Below are 18,854 nucleotides of genomic sequence, written 5' to 3' on the forward strand. Positions count from 1 at the left end.
TGGGCCGGCCGGCTGGTTCTGCTGCTCCCCTCGTCCTCGCGGTCTTCCTTGTCTGCGTCTGCGCCCGCGTCGTCCCGGCCCGGTACCTCGTCTCGGTCCGGTTCGCCGTCTGCGCCCGCGCCGTCCCGCCCTGGCTCCTCCTCTGGGTTCGATTCCTCGGGACCGGGCTCCGTCATCGTCGGGGGTGCCCTGGTGGGCGCCGTGCTCGGCGGTTGTCCGGTCGTCGACGGTTGGCTCGCCCCCGGCATGGTCGCCGGTACTTCACTCGCCGGCGTCTCCGCGTCGGTGGGTCGGTGTCCGGTGTCCCCTCCACCTGTGGTGCGCCCGCCGGAGTGTCCTCTCCCCTGGAAGCGCCGTCGGTGGTCGGCTCCTGGCGTTCCGAGGTCGTCGGGGCGCTGCCGTCGGGCTGGTCCTCCTGGTCGTCGGGTTGCCGGTAGCTCCACTTTGCGGCCGATCCGTTGGGCCCTACCGGGCTGCCGTGATGGCCGGAGCCGGCAGCGGTGAGCACTTCGACGAACACCAGCGCCAGCGATGCAACGATGAGGATGCGAACACCCCGGCTGCAGCCCCTCAAGGCGAACGCCCAGCTGTCGGCGGGGCTGTCATCGGCCGAGCGCATGTCTCCAAACCACGCCTGATCCGGGTCTCGGCCGATGAACGCCAGCCCCACCAGGATGCCGAGGGAGACCCCGATCATCGATATCAGCGTGGTGACGAGGGTGCTTGCGGCGTTCGAGCCGAGCGGACCGAGCAGCATCGATACCCCCTGCAGGCCGAGCGCACCGGGGACGAGCATCCAGAACGCTGGGAAGAAGGTCACCAGCGGGCTTGCTCCCGATGCCTGTCGGGACGCAGAACAGCGACGGGGTCATCGCTACCGCTCGAAGAACGCCGAGAGCGCCCCGCCGAAGAAGAGGGCACCGAGCACCTGGCCCGCGTAGGCGACGTAGAGCACGGCCATCATCCACCAGCGCGACGAGCGCCTCACGCCGTTAAACCAGACGACACCGACACTCATCACGGCAATGCCCACCCATGGGGCGATCATGCCAAGCAGGCTGGAAGCCGCGCCGGTTCGCAGGCCTTCACCGGCGACGCCGACCAACTGCGCGCCCGCGACGATGCCCAGGGCGAGCAGCACGAGTTGCATCAGTCCTGAGGCGACGCGAGCCGTACCGGCGACCAGGTGGCCGGTGACGAGCTCGATCACACCCATCGTCAGCTTTGACCCGGGGAGCATCGTCACCAGCGGGGCCACCAATGCGGGCACCACCCGGAAATCGCCGATGAGGTGAGCTGCGGTGAACGCAGCGATCGAAGAGGCCAGCGCTGCGACGAGCGGTTGGAATGGGACGTACCACGAGGCGGTGATGTGGCGGGTTGCCACGAGGGTCAGCCCGACGGCGGCGCCCACCGCCCCGCCGACGAGGAGTTCCTTCCAGGTTCCGTTCAAGATGAGCACGAGGCCGACCGTCGTCAGGAAGTAGCCGGCCACCCTCAGCGACGGCGAGAACGGGGGGTTGGACCGCTGGATTCGTCGCAGTTCCGCCTGAGCCTGCTCGACCGAGATCGAGGTGTGTGTCAGGCACCGGACCAGGTTGGTGACGTCGGCCATCTGGTCGAGCCGCAGCGGCGCTGGGTCGACGGCCCCAGCCTCGGTCTGTACCTCACCCCCGCCGGGAATCGAGAGGACGAGCGAGGTTGGGAGGATGATGGTGCCAAGGTCGTCGATGCCATGAAGTACGGCCACCCTCCTCAAGGTGGACTCGACCATCGAGACGGCGACCCCAGTACTGATGAGGACCCGCCCCAGCTCGAGCAGGAGGGCGAGGGTCTGAACGTCGGGCGGCGGTGCTGCCTCATCGTCGTCCTGGGGCTCGGCGACGACCAGAAGATCATCGGCCGCTCCATCGCCGGCGGCTCTGCCATCAGCCGGCCGGCGCCGGTTGAGTACCCGGGCCACGACGCCGATGACGACCAGGACGAGCACCGCCAACAGTATCGAGCTGATCGGTATCGTCGAACTCTTGACCTGGGCCGGCCGGCTCCGCCGTGTGCGGCCGTCGTCGGGGGTCGGAAGCTCTCGGTCGGTTTGATCTTCGCCGGGTTGTGTCGTCGGGGCGTCGGTTGTCGGAGCTTCCTCGGTGGCGGGTGCTTCGGTGGTGCGTGCGATGCTCGACGGAGGAGAGGTCGATGGTGCAGCGGTCGTCGGGGCATCGGTCGCCGGGACGCTTGAGGGTGCCCCGTCAGATGGTGTGCTCATCGGTGGGGCGCTTGCCCCGGGCTGCACGTCTGTTGTCGTCGGCCGGGATTCCACCGTCGTGGCAGCGCCGTCTGGCTGTCCCTCGTCGTCGATGGGCTGGCCCCGGGTTGTTGAAGTCTCGTCGGTCTGGAGCGATTCCACGGGGCGGCCGTGTTGGACCGAGGCTGCGGCCGGCAACAACAACACCAACATCAGCGCCATCGGAGCGCCGAGGGCGACGCAAAGCCGTCGAGGCCACTCTGCCTGGTTCCTATCCATCGCCATGTCGAGCATCGTAGGTACGGCGAGCCCGGTTTGGCAGTCGCCTGCGTGCCGCTGCTGCCGTGCGCCGACCCGCCAGAAGGATCCGGCGACTTCAGCCGTTGTTACAGTGCGCTATGCCCGAACCTGCCAAAGCTACGGCCGAACGTTCGGCTTGGCACGATAACATGCGTCTGGTCGCCATGTTTATTGTGGTTGCCGGGCACTGGGGAATCGGACGTGGAGCGTTCCCGGGAACTTCGTCCAACATTTCGTTTGTGATTTATATCTTTCACATGCCACTGTTCATTATGCTGGCCGGGCGGTTTGTTCGACCTCGAGCGTCTTTTGACGCTACATTCCGAAAGGGTTGGGGTCAACTCCTCATACCCTTCGCGTTCTTCTTTCTCGTTGATCTGTTTGTTTTGAGCAAGGTAAGCGGGCCTCCGTTCGTAGCATTCGGACACCTTCCATACGGCCTGTGGTTCTTGGTCTCCCTCTTCTTTTGGCGTCTCATGGTGGTGCCCGTTGGTCGCTGGCGATCGTTTGATCGACTCGTGTGGCCACTGGCGCTGTTGGGTCTGGTCCTCAGCGGACTGCTGCCCAACTGGTGGTCGCTTGTTCGCACGTTTGCCTTCTTCCCAGCGTTCCTGTTCGGCATGCTGGTTCTGCCCCGCTTGGAACCTCACCTGCGTCGTCCTTGGGTTCGCGTCGCTTCCGCTGCGCTCCTCGTCGCCACCGTGGTGGTCGTGTGGCCGCGAGCCCAGCAGTACAACTATCTCTGGCTGCATCAGTCGCGAAGTTACGACGAGCTTGGTCGGGACTTCGTCAGTGGCGCCGGTCTTCGTCTACTCGTCGCAGCAGCAGGAATCGTGGTTGCTTTGGCAGTCGTTTCGCTCGTACCTACCCGGCGGGTCGGGTCTTTGTCAGGCCTTGGTCGGTTCACGTTGTACGCCTACTTGCTTCATCTGCCGGTCACCGAGTTCATCATCTACTGGTTGATCCCGCGAACCGATTCCAACGCAGCGGTGTCGGTCTCGGTGAGTCTCGCAATTATCCCGTTCGTACTCGTGGTGATGACTCGACCGGTGCGCCGATTGACTCAGCCCTTGGTTGAGCCTGTCGAGTTTGCAAAATCGGTGCCGGTGCCATAGCCGGGTCGCTCACGGCGTCTCGACAGAGGCGATGTGGCCGTCGGCCAGCCGGAGCAGCCGGTCGGAGCGCTCGTTGAGCCGTGGATCGTGGCTGGCGGCCAGCAAGGTCAGCCCCGTCCGGGCGCGGAGGTCGTCGAACAGGTCGAGCACCAACGCCGCCGAATCGTCATCGAGGCTGCCGGTCGGTTCGTCGGCGAGCAGCAGAGCCGGCTCGTTGGCCAAGGCTCGGGCCACCTGCAACCCGCTGCCGTTCGCCCCCGGACATCGTCGGAGGTTTCGAACCAGCGCGGTGTGCGAGACCGACGGTCGCCAACAGCTCCTCGGCCCTGCGGGCGCGTTCGCGGTGGCCGAGACCGGTTCCGAACATGGCGATGGCAACGTTCTGGCGCGAGGTCAGCCGGGGGATGAGGTTGTGCAGTTGGAACACGAGGCCGATCTGGTTGCGGCGGTACTCGGTGAGCCGGTGCAGGTGGACCAGGTCGTGACCGGCGACCCGGATCGTGCCGGTGTCCGGGCGATCCAACGCAGCGAGCAGGTGCAACAGGGTGGTCTTGCCCGAGCCCGACGGTCCAGAGATCGCCACGAACTCCCCCGCCTTGATGTCGAAGGACACGCCGTCGATCACGCGGTCATTGCCGAAGGTGCGGACCAGATCGCGAACGGTTACCAGCGGCTCTCCGCCGTGATCGCCGTCGACCTCGGAGTGCCAATCCTTATTCACGACGCATCGCCTCCACGGGAGAGAGGAACGCAGCTCGAAGCGCAGGGTAGATCGCTCCGAGGAAAGCCACGCCGATGGCGAACACCAGCGACCTGGTGAAGATCGAAGCCGTGTAGATCGGGTGGAAAACACCCCTCAGCTCCGGGAGATTTTGCAGCAGGTTGATCGCCACCCAGCCAAGGAAAACGCCGATGGTGGCGCCGACGAGGCTGACGATCAGCGACTCGCCGAGGACGAGCGACACGATCCGTCGTCGGGTCCACCCGATGGATCGGAGCACGCCGAACTCTCTGATGCGTTCGAAGAATGACAGGAGGGAGGTGTTCAACACGCCGGTGATGGCGATCACCGCTGCGAGGATGGATCCGCCGGTGTTTCCCGCCGAAATCAACACCAAGGTGTTGTCCACCCGCCCGAAGTCGGTTTCGCTGTTCACCGTGGCCAACTGGGGGAACTTCGTGTCGATCGACTCGCGGACCTGCGCAGAGCTGGCCCCCGGGGCCAGCTTGACGAACCCCAGTGTCACCTGGCCGGCTGCCTGGTAGCGGCCCTGCAGCGCCGCCAGCGGGAACATCATCGTGGAGTTGCCGTACGAGACGCCGTTGGTCCGGTACAGGCCGGTCACGCGGTACTGATGGCCGTCCATCGTCAGGGTGTCGCCGGTCTTTTTGTCGATCGATTCGGCCAGTGTGTAGCCCAACATGACCTCGGTTTCGCTTTGGGCGGCGTAGGAGCGTCCTTCGAGAACGACGACCCCGAATCGCTTTTGGGCATCGGGTGCGAGGCCGACCTGGACAACGGTGGGGTGGCCGGCGTCGTACTTATCGAGCTCGATGAGGGCACCGATGGAATCCTCGACGCCGTCAACCTTGGCGATGGAGGCGATGTCGTCGCTGGAGATCAGCGAGTTCAGCAGGCTGTCGGTGTGCTTCTGGGCGATGGTGAAGTCGGCGTTGCCCGCTTTCAGGAATCCCGTGGCCGACTGCTCCAGGCTGGACGTCAGCGTCCCGAGCGCGACCACGGCCATGACGCCGATCGCCACCGCCCCAGCGGTGAGGGCGGCCCGCATTCGACGGGCGCTCACGTTGTGCCCACAAGCCCGATGAAGGTCATGGACGTACCTCTTTGTGACACCTTACCCATTGGCGGGCCGCCCCAAGCCGATAGGGAGAGTTGTAGGAAACCGCACGGGTCTGGCCGTCTCGCCAGCAGCGGCGAGCTCGATGTGGTTGCCTGGTACTCCACGACCAGCCAGAGGAGTCCGATCGCATGGATGCCGTTCAGCTCACCCAATGGAAGCACGACCCCGAGGTGCGTGACGTCCCCGAGCCCGAACCCGGTCCAGGCCAGGTGCTGGTGCGGGTGGGTGGCGCCGGCCTGTGCCACTCCGACCTGCACCTCATCCACGACTTTGAGTCGGGCATGGTGCCCTTCGAGCCACCCTTCACCCTCGGTCACGAGAACGCGGGTTGGGTGGAGGCGTTGGGCGCCGGCGTCTCCAGGCTGGAAGTCGGCCAGCCGGTCGCCGTCTATGGCCCTACCGGTTGCGGCCAGTGCCGCCGCTGCATCCAGGGGCTGGAGAACTATTGCGAGCGCCAGGGCGAGCTCACCTCGATGGCGGCAGGCCTGGGCACCGATGGCGGCATGGCGCGGTACATGCTGGTCGAGGACCCCCGCCACCTCCTGCCCCTCGGTGACTTGGACCCGGTGCAGGCGGCGCCCCTCACCGACGCCGCTCTGACGCCCTACCACGCGATCAAGCGGTCGCTCGGTCTGTTGGTGCCGGGGTCCTCCGTCGTCGTGATCGGTGTCGGTGGCCTCGGCTACATGGGCGTCCAACTGCTCGAGGTGCTCACCGGGGCCACGGTGATTGCGGTGGACACACGCCGATCGGCGCTCGACATGGCCGCCTCGGCCGGTGCCGAACACACGGTCACCGCAGGCGAGTCCGCCGCCCCCGAGATCGCCGAGCTCACCGGGGGCAAGGGTGCCGACGTGGTGCTCGACTTTGTCGGCAACGAGGCGACCATGCAGCTGGCCGTCGCCAGCGGTCGATCGCTCGGCCACATCACCATCGTCGGCATCGGCGGTGGCTCCTACCCGTTCAGCTTCTTCACCGTCCCCTACGAGGCCTCGCTGGCGTCGACCTATTGGGGCAGCATCTCCGAGCTGATCGAGGTGCTCGAGCTGGCCGAACGGGGCCTGATCCGCGCCGAGGTCGAGCGCGTCCCGATCGCCGAGGTGCCGGCGGCGTACGAGCGCCTCGCCCGAGGCGACGTCAACGGTCGCCTGGTGGCCGTTCCCGAGTGAACGATGTCGTTGGGCGAACCCCGGTCGTGTCGCCGCATCGTTGACCGACCCGCCCGGCTCATCCGCCTGCTCGTCGTTAGCCTTTCGCCATGTCCTCCGACCCGCCCACCTGGCTTCAACAAGCTCGCGACCAGTGGAAGCACCGAGGCCGAGACCGCCCGCCGTTTGCCGAGGAACCCGGCACCGATCAGGAGTCGGTGTGGGACTACCCGCGGCCGCCGGCGGTCGTGCCCGACGGACGCTCGATCGAGGTCGCCCACCTCGGTGACCTGGTTGCCCGATCGGCCACGTCGGTGCGGGTGCTCGAAACGTCCCACCCGCCGGCCTTCTATCTGCCGCCCGAGTCGGTGCTACCCGGGCGCCTGGTTCCGACGAGCGGCTCGTCACACTGCGAGTGGAAAGGCGCCGCCGAGTACCTGGCGGTGGCCGGCACCACCGAGCCCGTCGCCTGGCGCTACCCCAACCCCCTATCCGGAGTTCGCCGACCAGGCCGGGTGGGTCTCGTTCTATCCCGGCCGTGTTGCCTGCAGCGTCGATGGCGAAACGGTGCGCGCCCAGGCGGGCGGCTTCTACGGCGGGTGGATCACCGACGACGTGGTCGGCCCGTTCAAGGGTGAGCCCGGCACCTCCGGCTGGTAGGCCTTGGGGCAGGGTGGGTTCTCGGGAAGTGAGCGGCCCCTCGAAGCGAGGAACAAGGCACACGATGATCAGGAGCACGCGATGACCACGACCACCGACGCACTCGAGGTCGATCGGGGCGACACCTCGGTCACCAGGCTGGTCACCGACACCCTGCCCGATGCCGACGACCTGCCCGACGGACAGGTGCGCATGCGGGTGGACCGGCTGGCGATCACAGCCAACACGGTCACGTACGCCGAGATGGGCGACATGTTGGGCTACTGGGACTTCTACCCCACCGGTGACGACACCTGGGGCCGGGTACCGGCGATGGGGTGGGCCGACGTCACCGCTTCGGCGCACCCCGATGTCGAGGCGGGCGGGCGTTATTACGGCTGGTTCCCGATGGTTGGGACGGTCGACCTCTCCGTTACTCCCACCCGGCACGGGCTCCGCGACGACGGTGAGCACCGCCACGCCCATGCCCCGGTGTACCGCACCTTCGAGGACACCCGCACCGATCCCCTCGCTCCGACCGGGTTTGTTGATGCGGTGGAACTGGGCGACCTGGAGGACCGGCAGGCACTCCTGCGCGGCCTCTTTCTCACCGGCTTTCTCGCCGATGCGTTCTTCGAGCACAACGACTGGTTCGGTGCCCGCCGCGCGGTCGTGTTGTCGGCCTCGTCGAAGACCGCCATCGCCTTCGCGGACTGTGCGTCGCAGCGTGGGCTCGATGCCTTGATCGGGGTCACGTCGCCGGGCAACGTCGACTTCGTGCGTGGGCTGGATCGATACAGCGATGTGGTCACCTACGACGAGATCGCCTCGATCGCCCCCGGTCCGGCGGTTGCGATCGACATGGCCGGCAACGGCCCGGCGACGCGAGCTCTTCATGGGAACCTGGGTGATGCCTTGGCCCATTCGATGCTGGTCGGGCGCAGCCACCACGACGCTCCCCCGGCCCGGCCCGACAAGGGCCCGAAGCCGGAGGTGTTCTTTGCGCCGACGGCGATGAGCCAGCTCACCAGGGGTGGCACCGACCAGGCTGAGCTTCAGGAACGATCGGCGGCGGGGCTTCGGACTTTCGTCGAGGGCTCACGGGACTGGCTCGACGTCGATCGCTCGTTCGGCCCCGAGGCCACAGCGACAACGTGGGCCGAGGTTCACGCAGGGGTCGTGCCGCCGAACATCGGCCGGATCGTCTCGTTGCGCTGACCTACGTTGGGCCGTGCCTGCTGGGGTGCTCGTTGAGGTAGGCCACAAAGCTGTTCAGCGATGCTCGGTTACGGCCCTTGGTCAACGGGCCGAGCAACGGCGCCGTTGGAGCGATCAGACCGATCGGGGCCTCGTCCATGTCGATGCGGGTGCGGACGCTGCCGTCGGGTGCGGGGTCGCTCGCCAGCCAGAAGTCCACCCGACCTCGGCCGGCCGGACGGAACCGCACTTCCAGCGCCAGATGCCCGGGTCGGTCGATCTCGAGGATCTCGGAGCTGTCGTTGACCGTCAGAGGGCCGACCAGGCCCACCCGGTGATGAAAGTGCGCGCCCTCACTCGGCCAGTCATCGTCAACCGAGCGGATCGCCCGGCAACCGACCAGCCAGGTTGGGTAGGTCTCGGGATCGGAGAGGGCGTCGAACACCTCGTCGATCGGCCGGAGCACCCAACAACTGACGCGGGCGGCATGTGGGGGCGCTGTAGACACGAACGAATGCTACCGGCGGAGCTGAGCCGCTCCACGGTCGCTGCGACTGATTCGCCGTCCAGCGCCACCCTCTCTGATCAAACCCGGCCGCAACCGAACCGGGCGCCTCATGGTGGGCTGGACACGAGGCGTACCATTCAAAACGGGGATGCCCGTGAGCGACAAGATGACAGATTTCGGGGCAGCACAGGTTGGAGCGAGCTGGCCGGATGAGATCACCGAGCGGCTGCTGGACCTGAGCGTCGACCTGACGTGTGTGGCCAGCTTCGATGGCTATTTCGAAGAACTCTCCAACGGTTGGATCGAGCGCCTCGGTTACGACTGCAAGGAGCTATTGGGGCGGCCGCTGCTCGATTTCGTCCACCCGGACGATGTCGAGAACACCGCCACGCAGCTTGCCGCCGGTCGGGAGGGCGAGGACATCACGCAGTTCGAGAACAGGTTTCTCGATCACGCCGGCTCGAACCGCTGGCTCTCGTGGACCGCCGTGGCCGTCCCCTCGGTGCGCCGCTACTACGCCGTCGCTCGCGACCGAACGCCGGAGCATGTGGCAGAGGAGAAGGAGCGCGAGAGCGAACGTCGGTACGTGGACCTGATCGAGTCGTCACACGACATCATTCAGAGCATCGCAGCCGACGGCCATTTCGAGTTCGTCAATCGGGCCTGGTTCAAGAACTTGGGATACACCCCGGAGGAACTGCCAGGACTGACCCTGTTCGACATCGTCGAGGAGTCGTTCCACGATCACTGCACTCTGCTGATCGGGCAGATCATGAGCGGCATGTCCTTCGACTCGGTCGAGATCACCTTCGTCGCCAAGGACGGGCGTAAGTTTCCCGTCGAGGGCAACGCCACCGGCCGCTTCCGCGACGGAGAGTTCATTGCCACCCACACCTTCTTCCGCGATATCAGCGACCGTAAGGAAGCGGAGGCGCTGACCGAGCAGTACCAGCGCCAGCTCGAGCAGGAGGTAGCGGAGCGGACGTCGGCGCTCGTGCAGAGCGAAAAGCTGGCCACGCTCGGTCGTCTGAGTGCCGGCATGGCCCACGAGTTGAATAACCCTGCGGCGGCGGCCCAGCGGGGTGCGGTACAACTGCGGGAGGCGCTCTCGCAGACCTACCGTCGCTTTTTCGATCTTGCGTCCCGGGGAATCACCGTCGACGATGTTGACCGACTGTCGGCGTTGATCGATCGCGGTGCGCTTCAAGCCACGGTGCCCGACACGTTGGATCCGCTTTCGCGGAGCGACCGGGAAGCGGCGATCGAGGACTGGTTGGACGCCCGGGGTGTCGACCGTGCCTGGGAGTTGGCCGGTCCGATCCTCAGCCTGAACCTCGAGATCGGTGACCTGGACGCACTCGCCGGGGAAATCGACGCCGAGGCGCTCTCCTCGGTGGTGTCGTTGATGACGCACTCATACACGGCGTTCGCCCTTCTGGCCCAGGTGGGGCACGGTTCGGAGCAGATCTCCGAGATCGTCAAGGCCCTGAAGGATTACAGCTTCATGGATCAGGCCCCGGTCCAGGAGATCGATCTGCACGAGGGGCTCAACAACACGCTGATCATGTTGCAGGCGAAGCTGAAGCGTGGCATCGAGGTCGAGCGAAACTACGGCGAGGACGTGCCCCGGATCGACGCTCTCGGAAGCGAGCTGAACCAGGTCTGGACCAACCTGATCGACAACGCGGCCGATGCCATGGGCGGTTCGGGACATCTCATGATCACCACCTCCGCCGACGACGGCTGGGTGGTGGTCGAGATCGAGGACGACGGGCCGGGAATAGCGGACGATCTGATCGACAAGGTGTTCGAACCGTTCCTCACGACCAAGGGCCCGGGCAAGGGAACCGGCTTGGGGCTCAACATCGTATTCAACATCATTCGGGGGTCCGGCGGTCACATCGACGTCCGTTCCAAGCCGGGGAGCACCGTGTTCCGGGTGCGGCTTCCCGTACGCCGGGAGGCACGATGAGCGTCCAGACCGACCGTCCGATCATCATCGCCGTCGATGACGACCCGGCGGTTCTCAGTGCAGTTCGAGGTGATCTGCGCCGTCAATATGGCGAGCACTATCGCATCGTGGTGGCCCCTGGTGGGGCCGAGGCGGTCGAGGTCCTCAAGGAACTCAAGTTGCGCAGCTCGCCTCTGGCGCTCGTGGTGTCGGACCAGCGGATGCCCGAGGTGTCCGGCTTTGAGGTGCTGCGGGCTGCACGGGAGTTGTTCGACGATGTCCGCACCGTCCTTCTCACCGCGTACGCCGATACCGAGGTGGCGATCGGCGCCATCAACGACCTGCACCTCGACTACTACATCCTCAAGCCCTGGGATCCGCCCGAGGAGCAGCTCTATCCGGTTCTCGACGATCTGCTCGGTGACTGGCATGCCAGCCATCGAGCCGTCGCCGACGTGACCCGGGTCGTCGGCACCAGGTGGTCTGCCGCCTGTCACGATGTGCGGGACTTTTTGCAACGCAATCAGGTCCCGATGCAGTGGCTCGACGTGGATCTCAACGACGAGGGGCGACGTCTGCACGCGGCTTCCGGTGGAGCGACGCTGCCGATCGTGTTGACGCCCGACGGCCAGCACCTGATCAACCCGGACCTGGCCACGTTGGCGACGGCCCTCGGAAACCGCACCCAAACCGATGCGACCGCATTCGACCTGGCGATCGTCGGCGCCGGACCGGCCGGATTGGCTGCTGCGGTCTACGGGGCAAGCGAAGGCCTGTCCACGGTCTGCATCGAACAGTCGGCTCCCGGTGGGCAGGCGGGTCAGTCATCACGGATCGAAAACTACCTGGGCTTCCCGAACGGGATCGCCGGTGCAGACCTGGCCCGGCGGGCGGTGACCCAGGCAAAGCGATTCGACGTCGAGGTGCTTGCCCCCGCAGCCGTGACCCACCTGGACGTCAATGGGCCGTACCCGAAACTGCAGTTGGCCGACGGGTCCCAGATCAGCTGCGGCGCGCTGGTCCTGGCGTGCGGGGTGACCTACAACCGCCTCGACGTCCCGGGAGTGGCCGATCTGGAGGGAGCGGGTATCTACTACGGCGCCGGGCTGAGCGAACGCGACACTGTGGCCGGCGAGGAGATCATCATCGTCGGCGGCGCCAACTCTGCGGGCCAGGCGGCGGTGTTCTTCTCCGACCACGCGGCGAAGGTCACGATCCTGTGTAGGTCGGCATCGCTGAGCGAAGGGATGTCCGCGTATCTGGTCGACCAGATTGCCGAACGGCCCAACATCGAGGTGCGTCTCCGTGCGGAGGTCCAACAGGTCGGCGGCACCGACCGGCTCAACTCGATCACTGTCATCGACGGCAAGTCCGGTGAGACCGATGAGGTGAAGGCCTCAGCGATGTTCATCTTCATCGGGGCGTCCCCCCGCACACCATGGCTGCCGCCCCAGGTAGCAAAGGATGAGCGTGGCTTCCTGCTCACCGGTCCAGCACTTGGGGACCGTCGGTTCCCGGCGCCGGACGGGTTGCGGGACCCGTACCTCTATGAGACGAGCGTGCCGGGGGTCTTCGCAGTGGGTGACGTGCGGTCGAGGTCGGTGAAGCGGGTTGCGTCGGCGGTCGGAGAAGGTTCCGTCGCGGTGCAGTTCGTCCATCAGTTCTTACAGAGCTGAGGCAACGACCGGGCTCGGTCGGAATCCGGCATAGTCCCCTTCGAACGCCCATTCACGCTCGGCCACGAGAACGCTGGCTGGGCCGACGCCGGTAGCTTGTCGTTGGTGCCTTCGGGTCTGGCCGACGGCATCATCGCCGATGCTGGGATTGCGAAGCTCTACCGCGGCGCTGTCGACGTCGCTCTCCAACAAGCGATCGGATACGACGGGCCCGGGTTTCCGTCGATGGCACCGTTCGGGCAGGGCGGCGACATCGTTGATCTACGCCAAGTCGTCACGGAAGCGCTCATCGGCGTTGTCTCGACGTTTCTCGGCCGCCAGGATGCCGGGGGTGTTTCGGATGATCACTCGCCTGCGCTGCTCGATCGCATCCTGACCGATCCCCCCACTCGGCCGATTTCTGATCGGCTGGGGGCGCTGGAAATGGAAGGGATGCGTGAGGAGGCCTCGGGCGGCGTTAGCGGTGAAGAGGTGGTGCTCGTCCGAATCTCGGCGGCAGCGGAGACACCGTTGGCAGCTCGGTTCAGCACCTTGTTCGCCGAGTCGAAGAAGCTGGACTGCTCACACCGGGACGGTTGGGTGGGCCGCGAGAACTTCCTTCGGCCGGAGGTGAAGCTCGCCGGCAACGAACTGGCCAACTTCTCCGCGTTCCTCGATCACCGGTGGCGCAACAACGACTGGATGTGGGGTCGACTCGACGCAGCCTCCGATCTCATCGGGCTGGTGCTCAAGATGGCGGTCGATCGAGGTGAGCCTGATTTTCAGGGACGACTTCGTACCTCGCAGGCGTGCCGGGGGACGCCACGGAGCTCCAGGTCCGAAACAAACTGATCGAACGGCGCCAAGGCCAGATCCTGGAGGAGACCAAGGCGGTGGCCCAGGAATATGCCGAGTACAACATCCGGGTGAACTCGGTGCATCCCGGCGCCGTCTCTACCCCTGGCATCGAGGCCGACGACATCAAGGACGTCGTCCAGGCGTACGTGGAGCAGATCCCCATGAAGCGCATCGGGGACCCCGAAGAGGTGTCCAACCTGGTGTTGTTCCTGGCATCGGACATGTCGAGCTATTCCACGGGCGGCGCTTTTGTCTCCGACGGTGGAATCATCGCGGGCTAGGCGTCCCGCCTCAGTTACCAGCCGTCGGTGCGAAGCGGGGTCCGCAACCTGACCACGCACCGGTCAGGGTGATCCGCCGGTCGGGTCCTGGTCTCCCCAGTCGATCCGGGCCGAGTCCGTCTCGATCACTGCGTCCCCTCGGCTGGCACCGAGGAAGTCCCACGCCCATGACACGAAGGCGTCGACGCGTTGACGTACGCCGCTCATGAGCCAGGCGTGCACTCCCAACCAGGCCGCAAAGGCGACCGTTCCGTGAAGCTCGTGGTGCCGTTTGCCGACCTCGGCAACTGCCGAGCCCCTGCCGACCATGGCCATGATCCCCTTGTCGCGGTAGCGGAACGGTTCCCGCTGACGGCCATCGACGTCGGCGAGGATGTTCCGTGCGGCCCAGCGGCCTGCTTGCAAGGCGACCGACCCCAACTGCGGGAGTGCCTGGCCGGTGTCGTCGGTCATGTTGGCCATGTCGCCGATCGCATAGACGCTCGGATGCCCGTGCACTGTCAGATCGGGTTGGGCCGTGAGGCGACCACCCCTGCCGGCATCGAGGCCCGATGTAGCAGCCAGATCAGGTGCGGTGATTCCCCCTGCCCACACGACGGTCCGGCTGGCGATCTCGGTGCCGTCGCTGAGTAGGACGCCCTCGGTCGTGACCTCCTCAACCCCTGTTTTCAGGCGGAGGTTCACCCCGAGGGTCCCGAGTCGCTTCGTCGCATAGGCGCTCGCCGTGTCGGAAAAGGGTCCGAGCACCGCCGGGCCCAGATCGACGATGGTGATGGCCACCCTGTCCAGGTCGAGGTCCCGGTAGCGTTTGGGCATCACGTCATTGACCAGGTCGGCCACCGCCCCGGCCGTCTCGACGCCGGTGGGTCCAGCGCCGACCACGACGATGTTGAGCGCACCCCGATCGATAAGTGTCGCGTCGTTGTCGGCGTCCTCGAACACCTCGAACAGCCGGTTGCGCAGCCGGTTGGCATCGGCGACCGAGTAGAGCGGAAACGCATGCTGCTGCGCTCCGGGAGTGTTGAAGAAGTTCGGTTTCGAACCCGCTGCGAGCACGAGGTAGTCGCCGCCGAACGTGTCACCGTCGGCGGTGGTGACGCTTCGACCGTCGACGTCGACCGAGACGACGTCGACCCGTTTTACCCTGACGCTGGGATGCCTGGCGAAGATCCCCCGCAGCGGCCGGGCCACATCAACCACCGCCAGTTCGGCGGTGGCCACCTGGTAGAGCAGCGGTTGGAACTGGTGGTAGTTGTTACGGTCCAACAGCGTGACCGCAACATCGTGGCGGGCCAACCGGGTCGCGCACCCGACACCTGCGAATCCGCCCCCGACCACCACCACCGTGGACCGTTGCTCAGCCATCGCCGAGAGCCTGATCCAAGTCCATCGCTGCCACGATGAGCGAGAGGTGGGTGAACGCCTGGGGGAAGTTGCCGAGCTGGTCGCCGGTGGCCCCGATTTCCTCTGAGAACAGGCCGATGTGGTTGGCGTAGGTCAACATTTTGTCGAACGTGAGCCGGGCCTCGCCGACCCGGCCGGACTTCGCCAGAGCGGAGACATACCAGAAGGTACACAGTGAGAACGTGCCCTCCGAGCCCGCCAGCCCGTCGGGGGACGCACTTGGGTCGTAGCGGTACACCAGGCTGTCGGACACCAACGTTCGGTCCATGGCCGCCAGGGTGGAGATCCACTTGGGGTCGGTCGGTGAGATGAAGCCCACGAGCGGCATCAACAGCAGCGATGCATCCAGGACATCGCCGCCTTCGTACTGAACGAACGCAGCCATCTCCGCGTTCCAACCCTTGCTGTGGATTGTTCGGTGCAGCTCGTCGCGCACATCGGTCCATCGCTGAAGCGGCGCCGGCAGCGATCGGTTGGTTGCGATGCGGATCGCCCGGTCGAACGCGACCCAGGTCATCAGTCGCCCGTACACGAAGCGACGTTGCCCGCCCCGTGTCTCCCAGATCCCCTCCTCCGGTCGGTCCCAGTTATCGCACAGCCAGTCGATGATCTCGATGATGTCCGCCCAGCCGGCGTTTCCCAGGAAGTAGCCCGCCTCGTCGATGAGGAGTAACGCGTCGAGGAACTCGCCGTAGATGTCGAGCTGCAGCTGGTCCGCCGCGCCGTTCCCGATCCGCACGGGGCTCGAACCGCGGTAGCCGTCGAAACCCTCCACGATCTCCTCGGTCAGGTCGGAGCTGCCGTCGACTCGGTACATGATGTTGAGCGGTGTCGAGCCGTCGGACCGCCGCTCCTCCGCACGCTGGCGCATCCAGAGCGAAAAGCCCACCGCCTCGTCCTCGAAGCCCAGCTTGAGCAGCGCCCGCACCGAGAAGGATCCGTCGCGTACCCAGGTGTAGCGGTAGTCCCAGTTGCGTTCGCCTCCCATCTGTTCGGGGAGCCCGCCCGTGGGTGCGGCCACGATGGCGCCCGAGGGCGCATACGTCATGAGCTTCAAGGTGATGGCGGACCGGTAGACCGTCTCGCGCCATCGACCCCGGTAGCGTCCTCGCTCGACCCAGTCGTGCCAGTAACCGTTCGTGGCCTCGAAAAGCGCCTGGAGCTCGTCGCGTTTCACACGCTGTGGAGTGGCACCGGCCGTCGCATCCAGCACGAATCCGGCCTGGTCACCCTCCGAGAGCGCCACGTGTGCGGTGGCGTCGTCCCCATCCCGTTCGAGCACCTCTGACGACGACAGTCCCAGCACGACCTCCCCAGCGTCGAAGCGAGCGCGGTGGCCATCGACGCTCGTGGTGTGGGCGCGGCGGGCGAAGTCGAAACGCGGAGCCACTCGGACCCGGAACTCGAAGTGACCCCGCACGCACCGAAGCATCCGCACGATGCGGCGTCGTCCGTGGGCCACGTGCGGATCGTCGATCGGCATGAAGTCGATGAGTTCTGCGACGCCGGTGTTCGCCAGGTACCGGGTGACCAGGATGGCGCTGTCCGGCAGGTACATCTGCTTGGTCACGGTCGACGGGTCGTTTGCGTCCACGCGGAACGCCCCGCCCTTGTCGGCATCGAGCAGCGCGGCGAACACGCTCGCAGAGTCGAAGCGCGGGCAGCAGAAGAAGTCGATGGCGCCGTCGGTGGAAACAAGTGCCGCCGACTGCATGTCGCCGATCAGGCCATGATCAGCGATCGGTGGGTACTCAGCGGTGTTGTTCACGACGGCGGCTCGTCTCTCGGGGGGGTAGGTCAGGTTGTTCGGGGTGGGTACGTCGGGCCCTGCAGTTCGATCAGGTCCATGGCTCGTGCCACTTGCCGATGCCGTTGACGAGCGCATCAGCGGCTTCGGGGCCCATGGTCCCGGGCGCATAGGTGTGCACCGGCGGAGGGGAGTGAAGGAGCGGTTGCATGATCCGCCATGCCTCTTCCACCCCGTCCTGGCGGGTGAAGCGCGTCTTGGCACCGATCATGGCGGCGTGCAGGAGCACCTCGTAGGGGGTGGGGCCTTCGCCGCCCTCGTCTGCGAACAACATGTCGAGCGTGATCGGTTCGGGGTGGGGCGTGCCCGAACGGAGGGCGTCCAGCGTGATCTGCACGCCGGTGGAGGGGTCGAGCTTCACCACGATCTGGTCCGTTTCGGCCCGGTGGCCGCGCAGCTCTCCAAAACCGAGCCTCGGTGGGTTCTTCAACACGAGCCGGAGCTCGGTCTGGGTGGTGGCCAGGCACTTGCCGGTGCGGATGAAGAACGGGACACCCGACCAGCGCCAGTTGTCGATCTCCAGGCGAAGCGCGGCGAACGTCTCGGTCGTCGAGTCGGCGGCAACGCCGTCGACATCGAGGTAGCCGTCGTATTGTCCCCGCACGTAGTGAGCGGGGTCGGCGTCATCGACCGCCCGGAACGCCGCGACCACCGCATCTTTGAGGTAGCCCGGATGCCCACCGGCCGGTGGCTCCATGGCGGCGGCCGCAACCACCTGCATGAGGTGGTTGACCACGACGTCGCGGAGGGCTCCAATCGGATCGTAGAAGTGGCCGCGATCGGCCACCCCGAAGTTCTCGGCCAGGGTGATCTGCACCGACTCCACGTGGTTGCGGTTCCACACCGGCTCGAGCAGCGTGTTGGCAAACCGCAGATAGAGGATCTCCTCGAGACCCATCTTGCCGAGGTAGTGGTCGATCCGCAGCAGCTGCGACTCATCGAGGTACTGGTGGAGCTCATCGGACAGCGCCCGCGCCGATGCGAGGTCGTTGCCGAACGGTTTCTCCACCACGACCCGCGCTGTGCCGGTGAGTCCCGCGTCGGACAGCCCTTTGATGACGGTGGCGAAGAGGAACGGCGGGATCTCCAGGTAGAACACCGGTTGCTCGACGCCGGCGATCGCTGCGCCCACCCGCCCGTAGGTCGAGTCGTCCGCGAAGTCGCCCTGCACATAGGACATCCGGTTGGCCAGCCGGCCGAACACCTCGTCATCGAGTTCTTCGCCCGTTCCCACAATCGAGTCCCTGGCCCGCTCAACAAGTTGGTCCTTGGTCCAGTCCTCGAATGCAACGCCGACGATGGGGCAGTCGATCAACCCCCGGCGTTCCAGTCGGTACAACGACCGAAACGTCATCACCTTCGCCAGGTCGCCGGTGATCCCGAAGACCACAAAGACATCACATTTCCGGGGCGCGTCCGTCACGTCGGCTCCTCTCTCGGTGTAGTCCGCTGGTGCTCGGGCCAGTCCCTCAGCTTCAGTGGACCACGCGTTCCGCCGCGTCGGCATCCCCCGACCTGGGTGAGCTGTCGTCGGCCTAGTTCGGGACGGTCCCCTTGCCGGCCTTCTTGTCCTTCTTGACCTGCCGCTTTTCTTTTGCGGTTTTGGATGCTCGACACCGGCGCCAGAACTACATCCACCACCAGGCCCGAGATCGCACGGTCGCACTGTTCGTCCGCACCGCCAAACAGGACGAATCCGGCCGCACACTGCCCTACTTCTGCGCCGGCACCGCCAGCTACGTCGAGCACCGGTCCGAGCGGCCGATCCAGATCACCTGGAAGCTGCACCACCCACTGCCAGGCGACATCTTCACCAGCTACCGCGCCGCCGTGGTTTAGCCCGGCGAGGGCAGGGATGCAACCGTCGAGGCCGATGCCGGGGGTACG

Annotated in this window: 17 protein-coding genes and 1 pseudogene; 9 read left to right on the forward strand and 9 right to left on the reverse strand. The window is 66.0% G+C overall.

Annotated elements, in window-relative coordinates:
* Positions 1-172: 172 nt before the first annotated feature.
* On the reverse strand, positions 173-820 hold the full coding sequence (locus tag IPN02_16515; protein MBK9298397.1) for a hypothetical protein: 648 nt from the start codon (positions 818-820) through the stop codon (positions 173-175).
* A 54-nt stretch (positions 821-874) separates the two neighbouring features.
* A complete protein-coding gene (locus IPN02_16520; GenBank protein ID MBK9298398.1) occupies positions 875-2,527 on the reverse strand; it encodes a threonine/serine exporter family protein in 1,653 nt (550 codons plus the stop codon).
* Positions 2,528-2,640: 113 nt separating this feature from the next.
* On the opposite strand from IPN02_16520, the gene IPN02_16525 reads away from it, so the two are divergent.
* Complete coding sequence (locus tag IPN02_16525; protein ID MBK9298399.1) at positions 2,641-3,657, forward strand: acyltransferase family protein; 1,017 nt, start codon at positions 2,641-2,643, stop codon at positions 3,655-3,657.
* Positions 3,658-3,666: 9 nt separating this feature from the next.
* On the opposite strand, the gene IPN02_16530 is transcribed toward IPN02_16525, so the two are convergent.
* The 3 genes from IPN02_16530 to IPN02_16540 are packed head-to-tail and all read right to left on the reverse strand — an operon-like array spanning position 3,667 to position 5,462.
* Complete coding sequence (locus IPN02_16530; GenBank protein MBK9298400.1) at positions 3,667-3,879, reverse strand: hypothetical protein; 213 nt, start codon at positions 3,877-3,879, stop codon at positions 3,667-3,669.
* Positions 3,824-4,378, reverse strand: a complete 555-nt coding sequence (locus IPN02_16535; GenBank protein MBK9298401.1) for an ATP-binding cassette domain-containing protein — start codon at positions 4,376-4,378, stop codon at positions 3,824-3,826. The genes IPN02_16530 and IPN02_16535 overlap by 56 nt, the downstream gene beginning before the upstream one ends.
* The gene (locus IPN02_16540; protein MBK9298402.1) at positions 4,371-5,462 is read right to left on the reverse strand and encodes an ABC transporter permease; all 1,092 of its coding nucleotides are present in this window, start codon (positions 5,460-5,462) and stop codon (positions 4,371-4,373) included. The genes IPN02_16535 and IPN02_16540 overlap by 8 nt, the downstream gene beginning before the upstream one ends.
* Before the next feature lie 185 nt (positions 5,463-5,647).
* Here IPN02_16540 and IPN02_16545 point away from each other — a divergent pair, with 185 nt between their 5' ends.
* The 3 genes and pseudogenes from IPN02_16545 (at position 5,648) to IPN02_16555 (ending at position 8,524) form a co-directional block, all read left to right on the forward strand.
* Complete coding sequence (locus IPN02_16545; GenBank protein ID MBK9298403.1) at positions 5,648-6,688, forward strand: NAD(P)-dependent alcohol dehydrogenase; 1,041 nt, start codon at positions 5,648-5,650, stop codon at positions 6,686-6,688.
* A gap of 89 nt (positions 6,689-6,777) precedes the next feature.
* A pseudogene (locus tag IPN02_16550) lies at positions 6,778-7,327 on the forward strand (DUF427 domain-containing protein).
* A gap of 81 nt (positions 7,328-7,408) precedes the next feature.
* Positions 7,409-8,524: a DUF2855 family protein gene (locus tag IPN02_16555; protein MBK9298404.1), complete on the forward strand. Its 1,116-nt coding sequence runs from the start codon at positions 7,409-7,411 to the stop codon at positions 8,522-8,524.
* A 1-nt stretch (position 8,525) separates the two neighbouring features.
* Here IPN02_16555 and IPN02_16560 read toward each other — a convergent pair whose 3' ends face one another.
* On the reverse strand, positions 8,526-9,011 hold the full coding sequence (locus tag IPN02_16560) for an SRPBCC family protein (protein ID MBK9298405.1): 486 nt from the start codon (positions 9,009-9,011) through the stop codon (positions 8,526-8,528).
* Positions 9,012-9,159: 148 nt separating this feature from the next.
* On the opposite strand from IPN02_16560, the gene IPN02_16565 reads away from it, so the two are divergent.
* The 4 genes from IPN02_16565 to IPN02_16580 all read left to right on the forward strand — a co-directional run bounded on the left by IPN02_16565 (position 9,160) and on the right by IPN02_16580 (position 13,756).
* Positions 9,160-10,983, forward strand: a complete 1,824-nt coding sequence (locus tag IPN02_16565; protein ID MBK9298406.1) for a PAS domain S-box protein — start codon at positions 9,160-9,162, stop codon at positions 10,981-10,983.
* Entirely contained in the window at positions 10,980-12,638 is a 1,659-nt protein-coding gene (locus tag IPN02_16570; protein MBK9298407.1) for an FAD-dependent oxidoreductase, read from the forward strand. The genes IPN02_16565 and IPN02_16570 overlap by 4 nt, the downstream gene beginning before the upstream one ends.
* A 105-nt stretch (positions 12,639-12,743) precedes the next feature.
* Complete coding sequence (locus IPN02_16575; protein ID MBK9298408.1) at positions 12,744-13,469, forward strand: DUF3376 domain-containing protein; 726 nt, start codon at positions 12,744-12,746, stop codon at positions 13,467-13,469.
* Complete coding sequence (locus IPN02_16580; GenBank protein MBK9298409.1) at positions 13,427-13,756, forward strand: SDR family oxidoreductase; 330 nt, start codon at positions 13,427-13,429, stop codon at positions 13,754-13,756. Before IPN02_16575 ends, IPN02_16580 begins: the two co-directional genes overlap by 43 nt.
* Positions 13,757-13,819: 63 nt before the next feature.
* Here the strand turns inward: IPN02_16580 and IPN02_16585 are convergent, their stop codons facing one another.
* From IPN02_16585 to zwf, 3 genes are read right to left on the reverse strand one after another with little or no spacing between them, the layout of a single operon-like run.
* On the reverse strand, positions 13,820-15,121 hold the full coding sequence (locus IPN02_16585; protein ID MBK9298410.1) for an NAD(P)/FAD-dependent oxidoreductase: 1,302 nt from the start codon (positions 15,119-15,121) through the stop codon (positions 13,820-13,822).
* The gene (locus tag IPN02_16590; protein MBK9298411.1) at positions 15,114-17,045 is read right to left on the reverse strand and encodes a glycoside hydrolase family 15 protein; all 1,932 of its coding nucleotides are present in this window, start codon (positions 17,043-17,045) and stop codon (positions 15,114-15,116) included. Before IPN02_16590 ends, IPN02_16585 begins: the two co-directional genes overlap by 8 nt.
* On the reverse strand, positions 16,999-18,474 hold the full coding sequence (gene zwf / locus IPN02_16595; protein MBK9298412.1) for a glucose-6-phosphate dehydrogenase: 1,476 nt from the start codon (positions 18,472-18,474) through the stop codon (positions 16,999-17,001). Before zwf ends, IPN02_16590 begins: the two co-directional genes overlap by 47 nt.
* A 59-nt stretch (positions 18,475-18,533) precedes the next feature.
* Here zwf and IPN02_16600 point away from each other — a divergent pair, with 59 nt between their 5' ends.
* A complete protein-coding gene (locus IPN02_16600; protein MBK9298413.1) occupies positions 18,534-18,806 on the forward strand; it encodes a DUF3427 domain-containing protein in 273 nt (90 codons plus the stop codon).
* Positions 18,807-18,854 lie beyond the last annotated feature (48 nt).

Origin of the sequence: Candidatus Microthrix subdominans (genome assembly GCA_016719385.1) — a bacterium.
GTDB lineage: Bacteria > Actinomycetota > Acidimicrobiia > Acidimicrobiales > Microtrichaceae > Microthrix > Microthrix subdominans.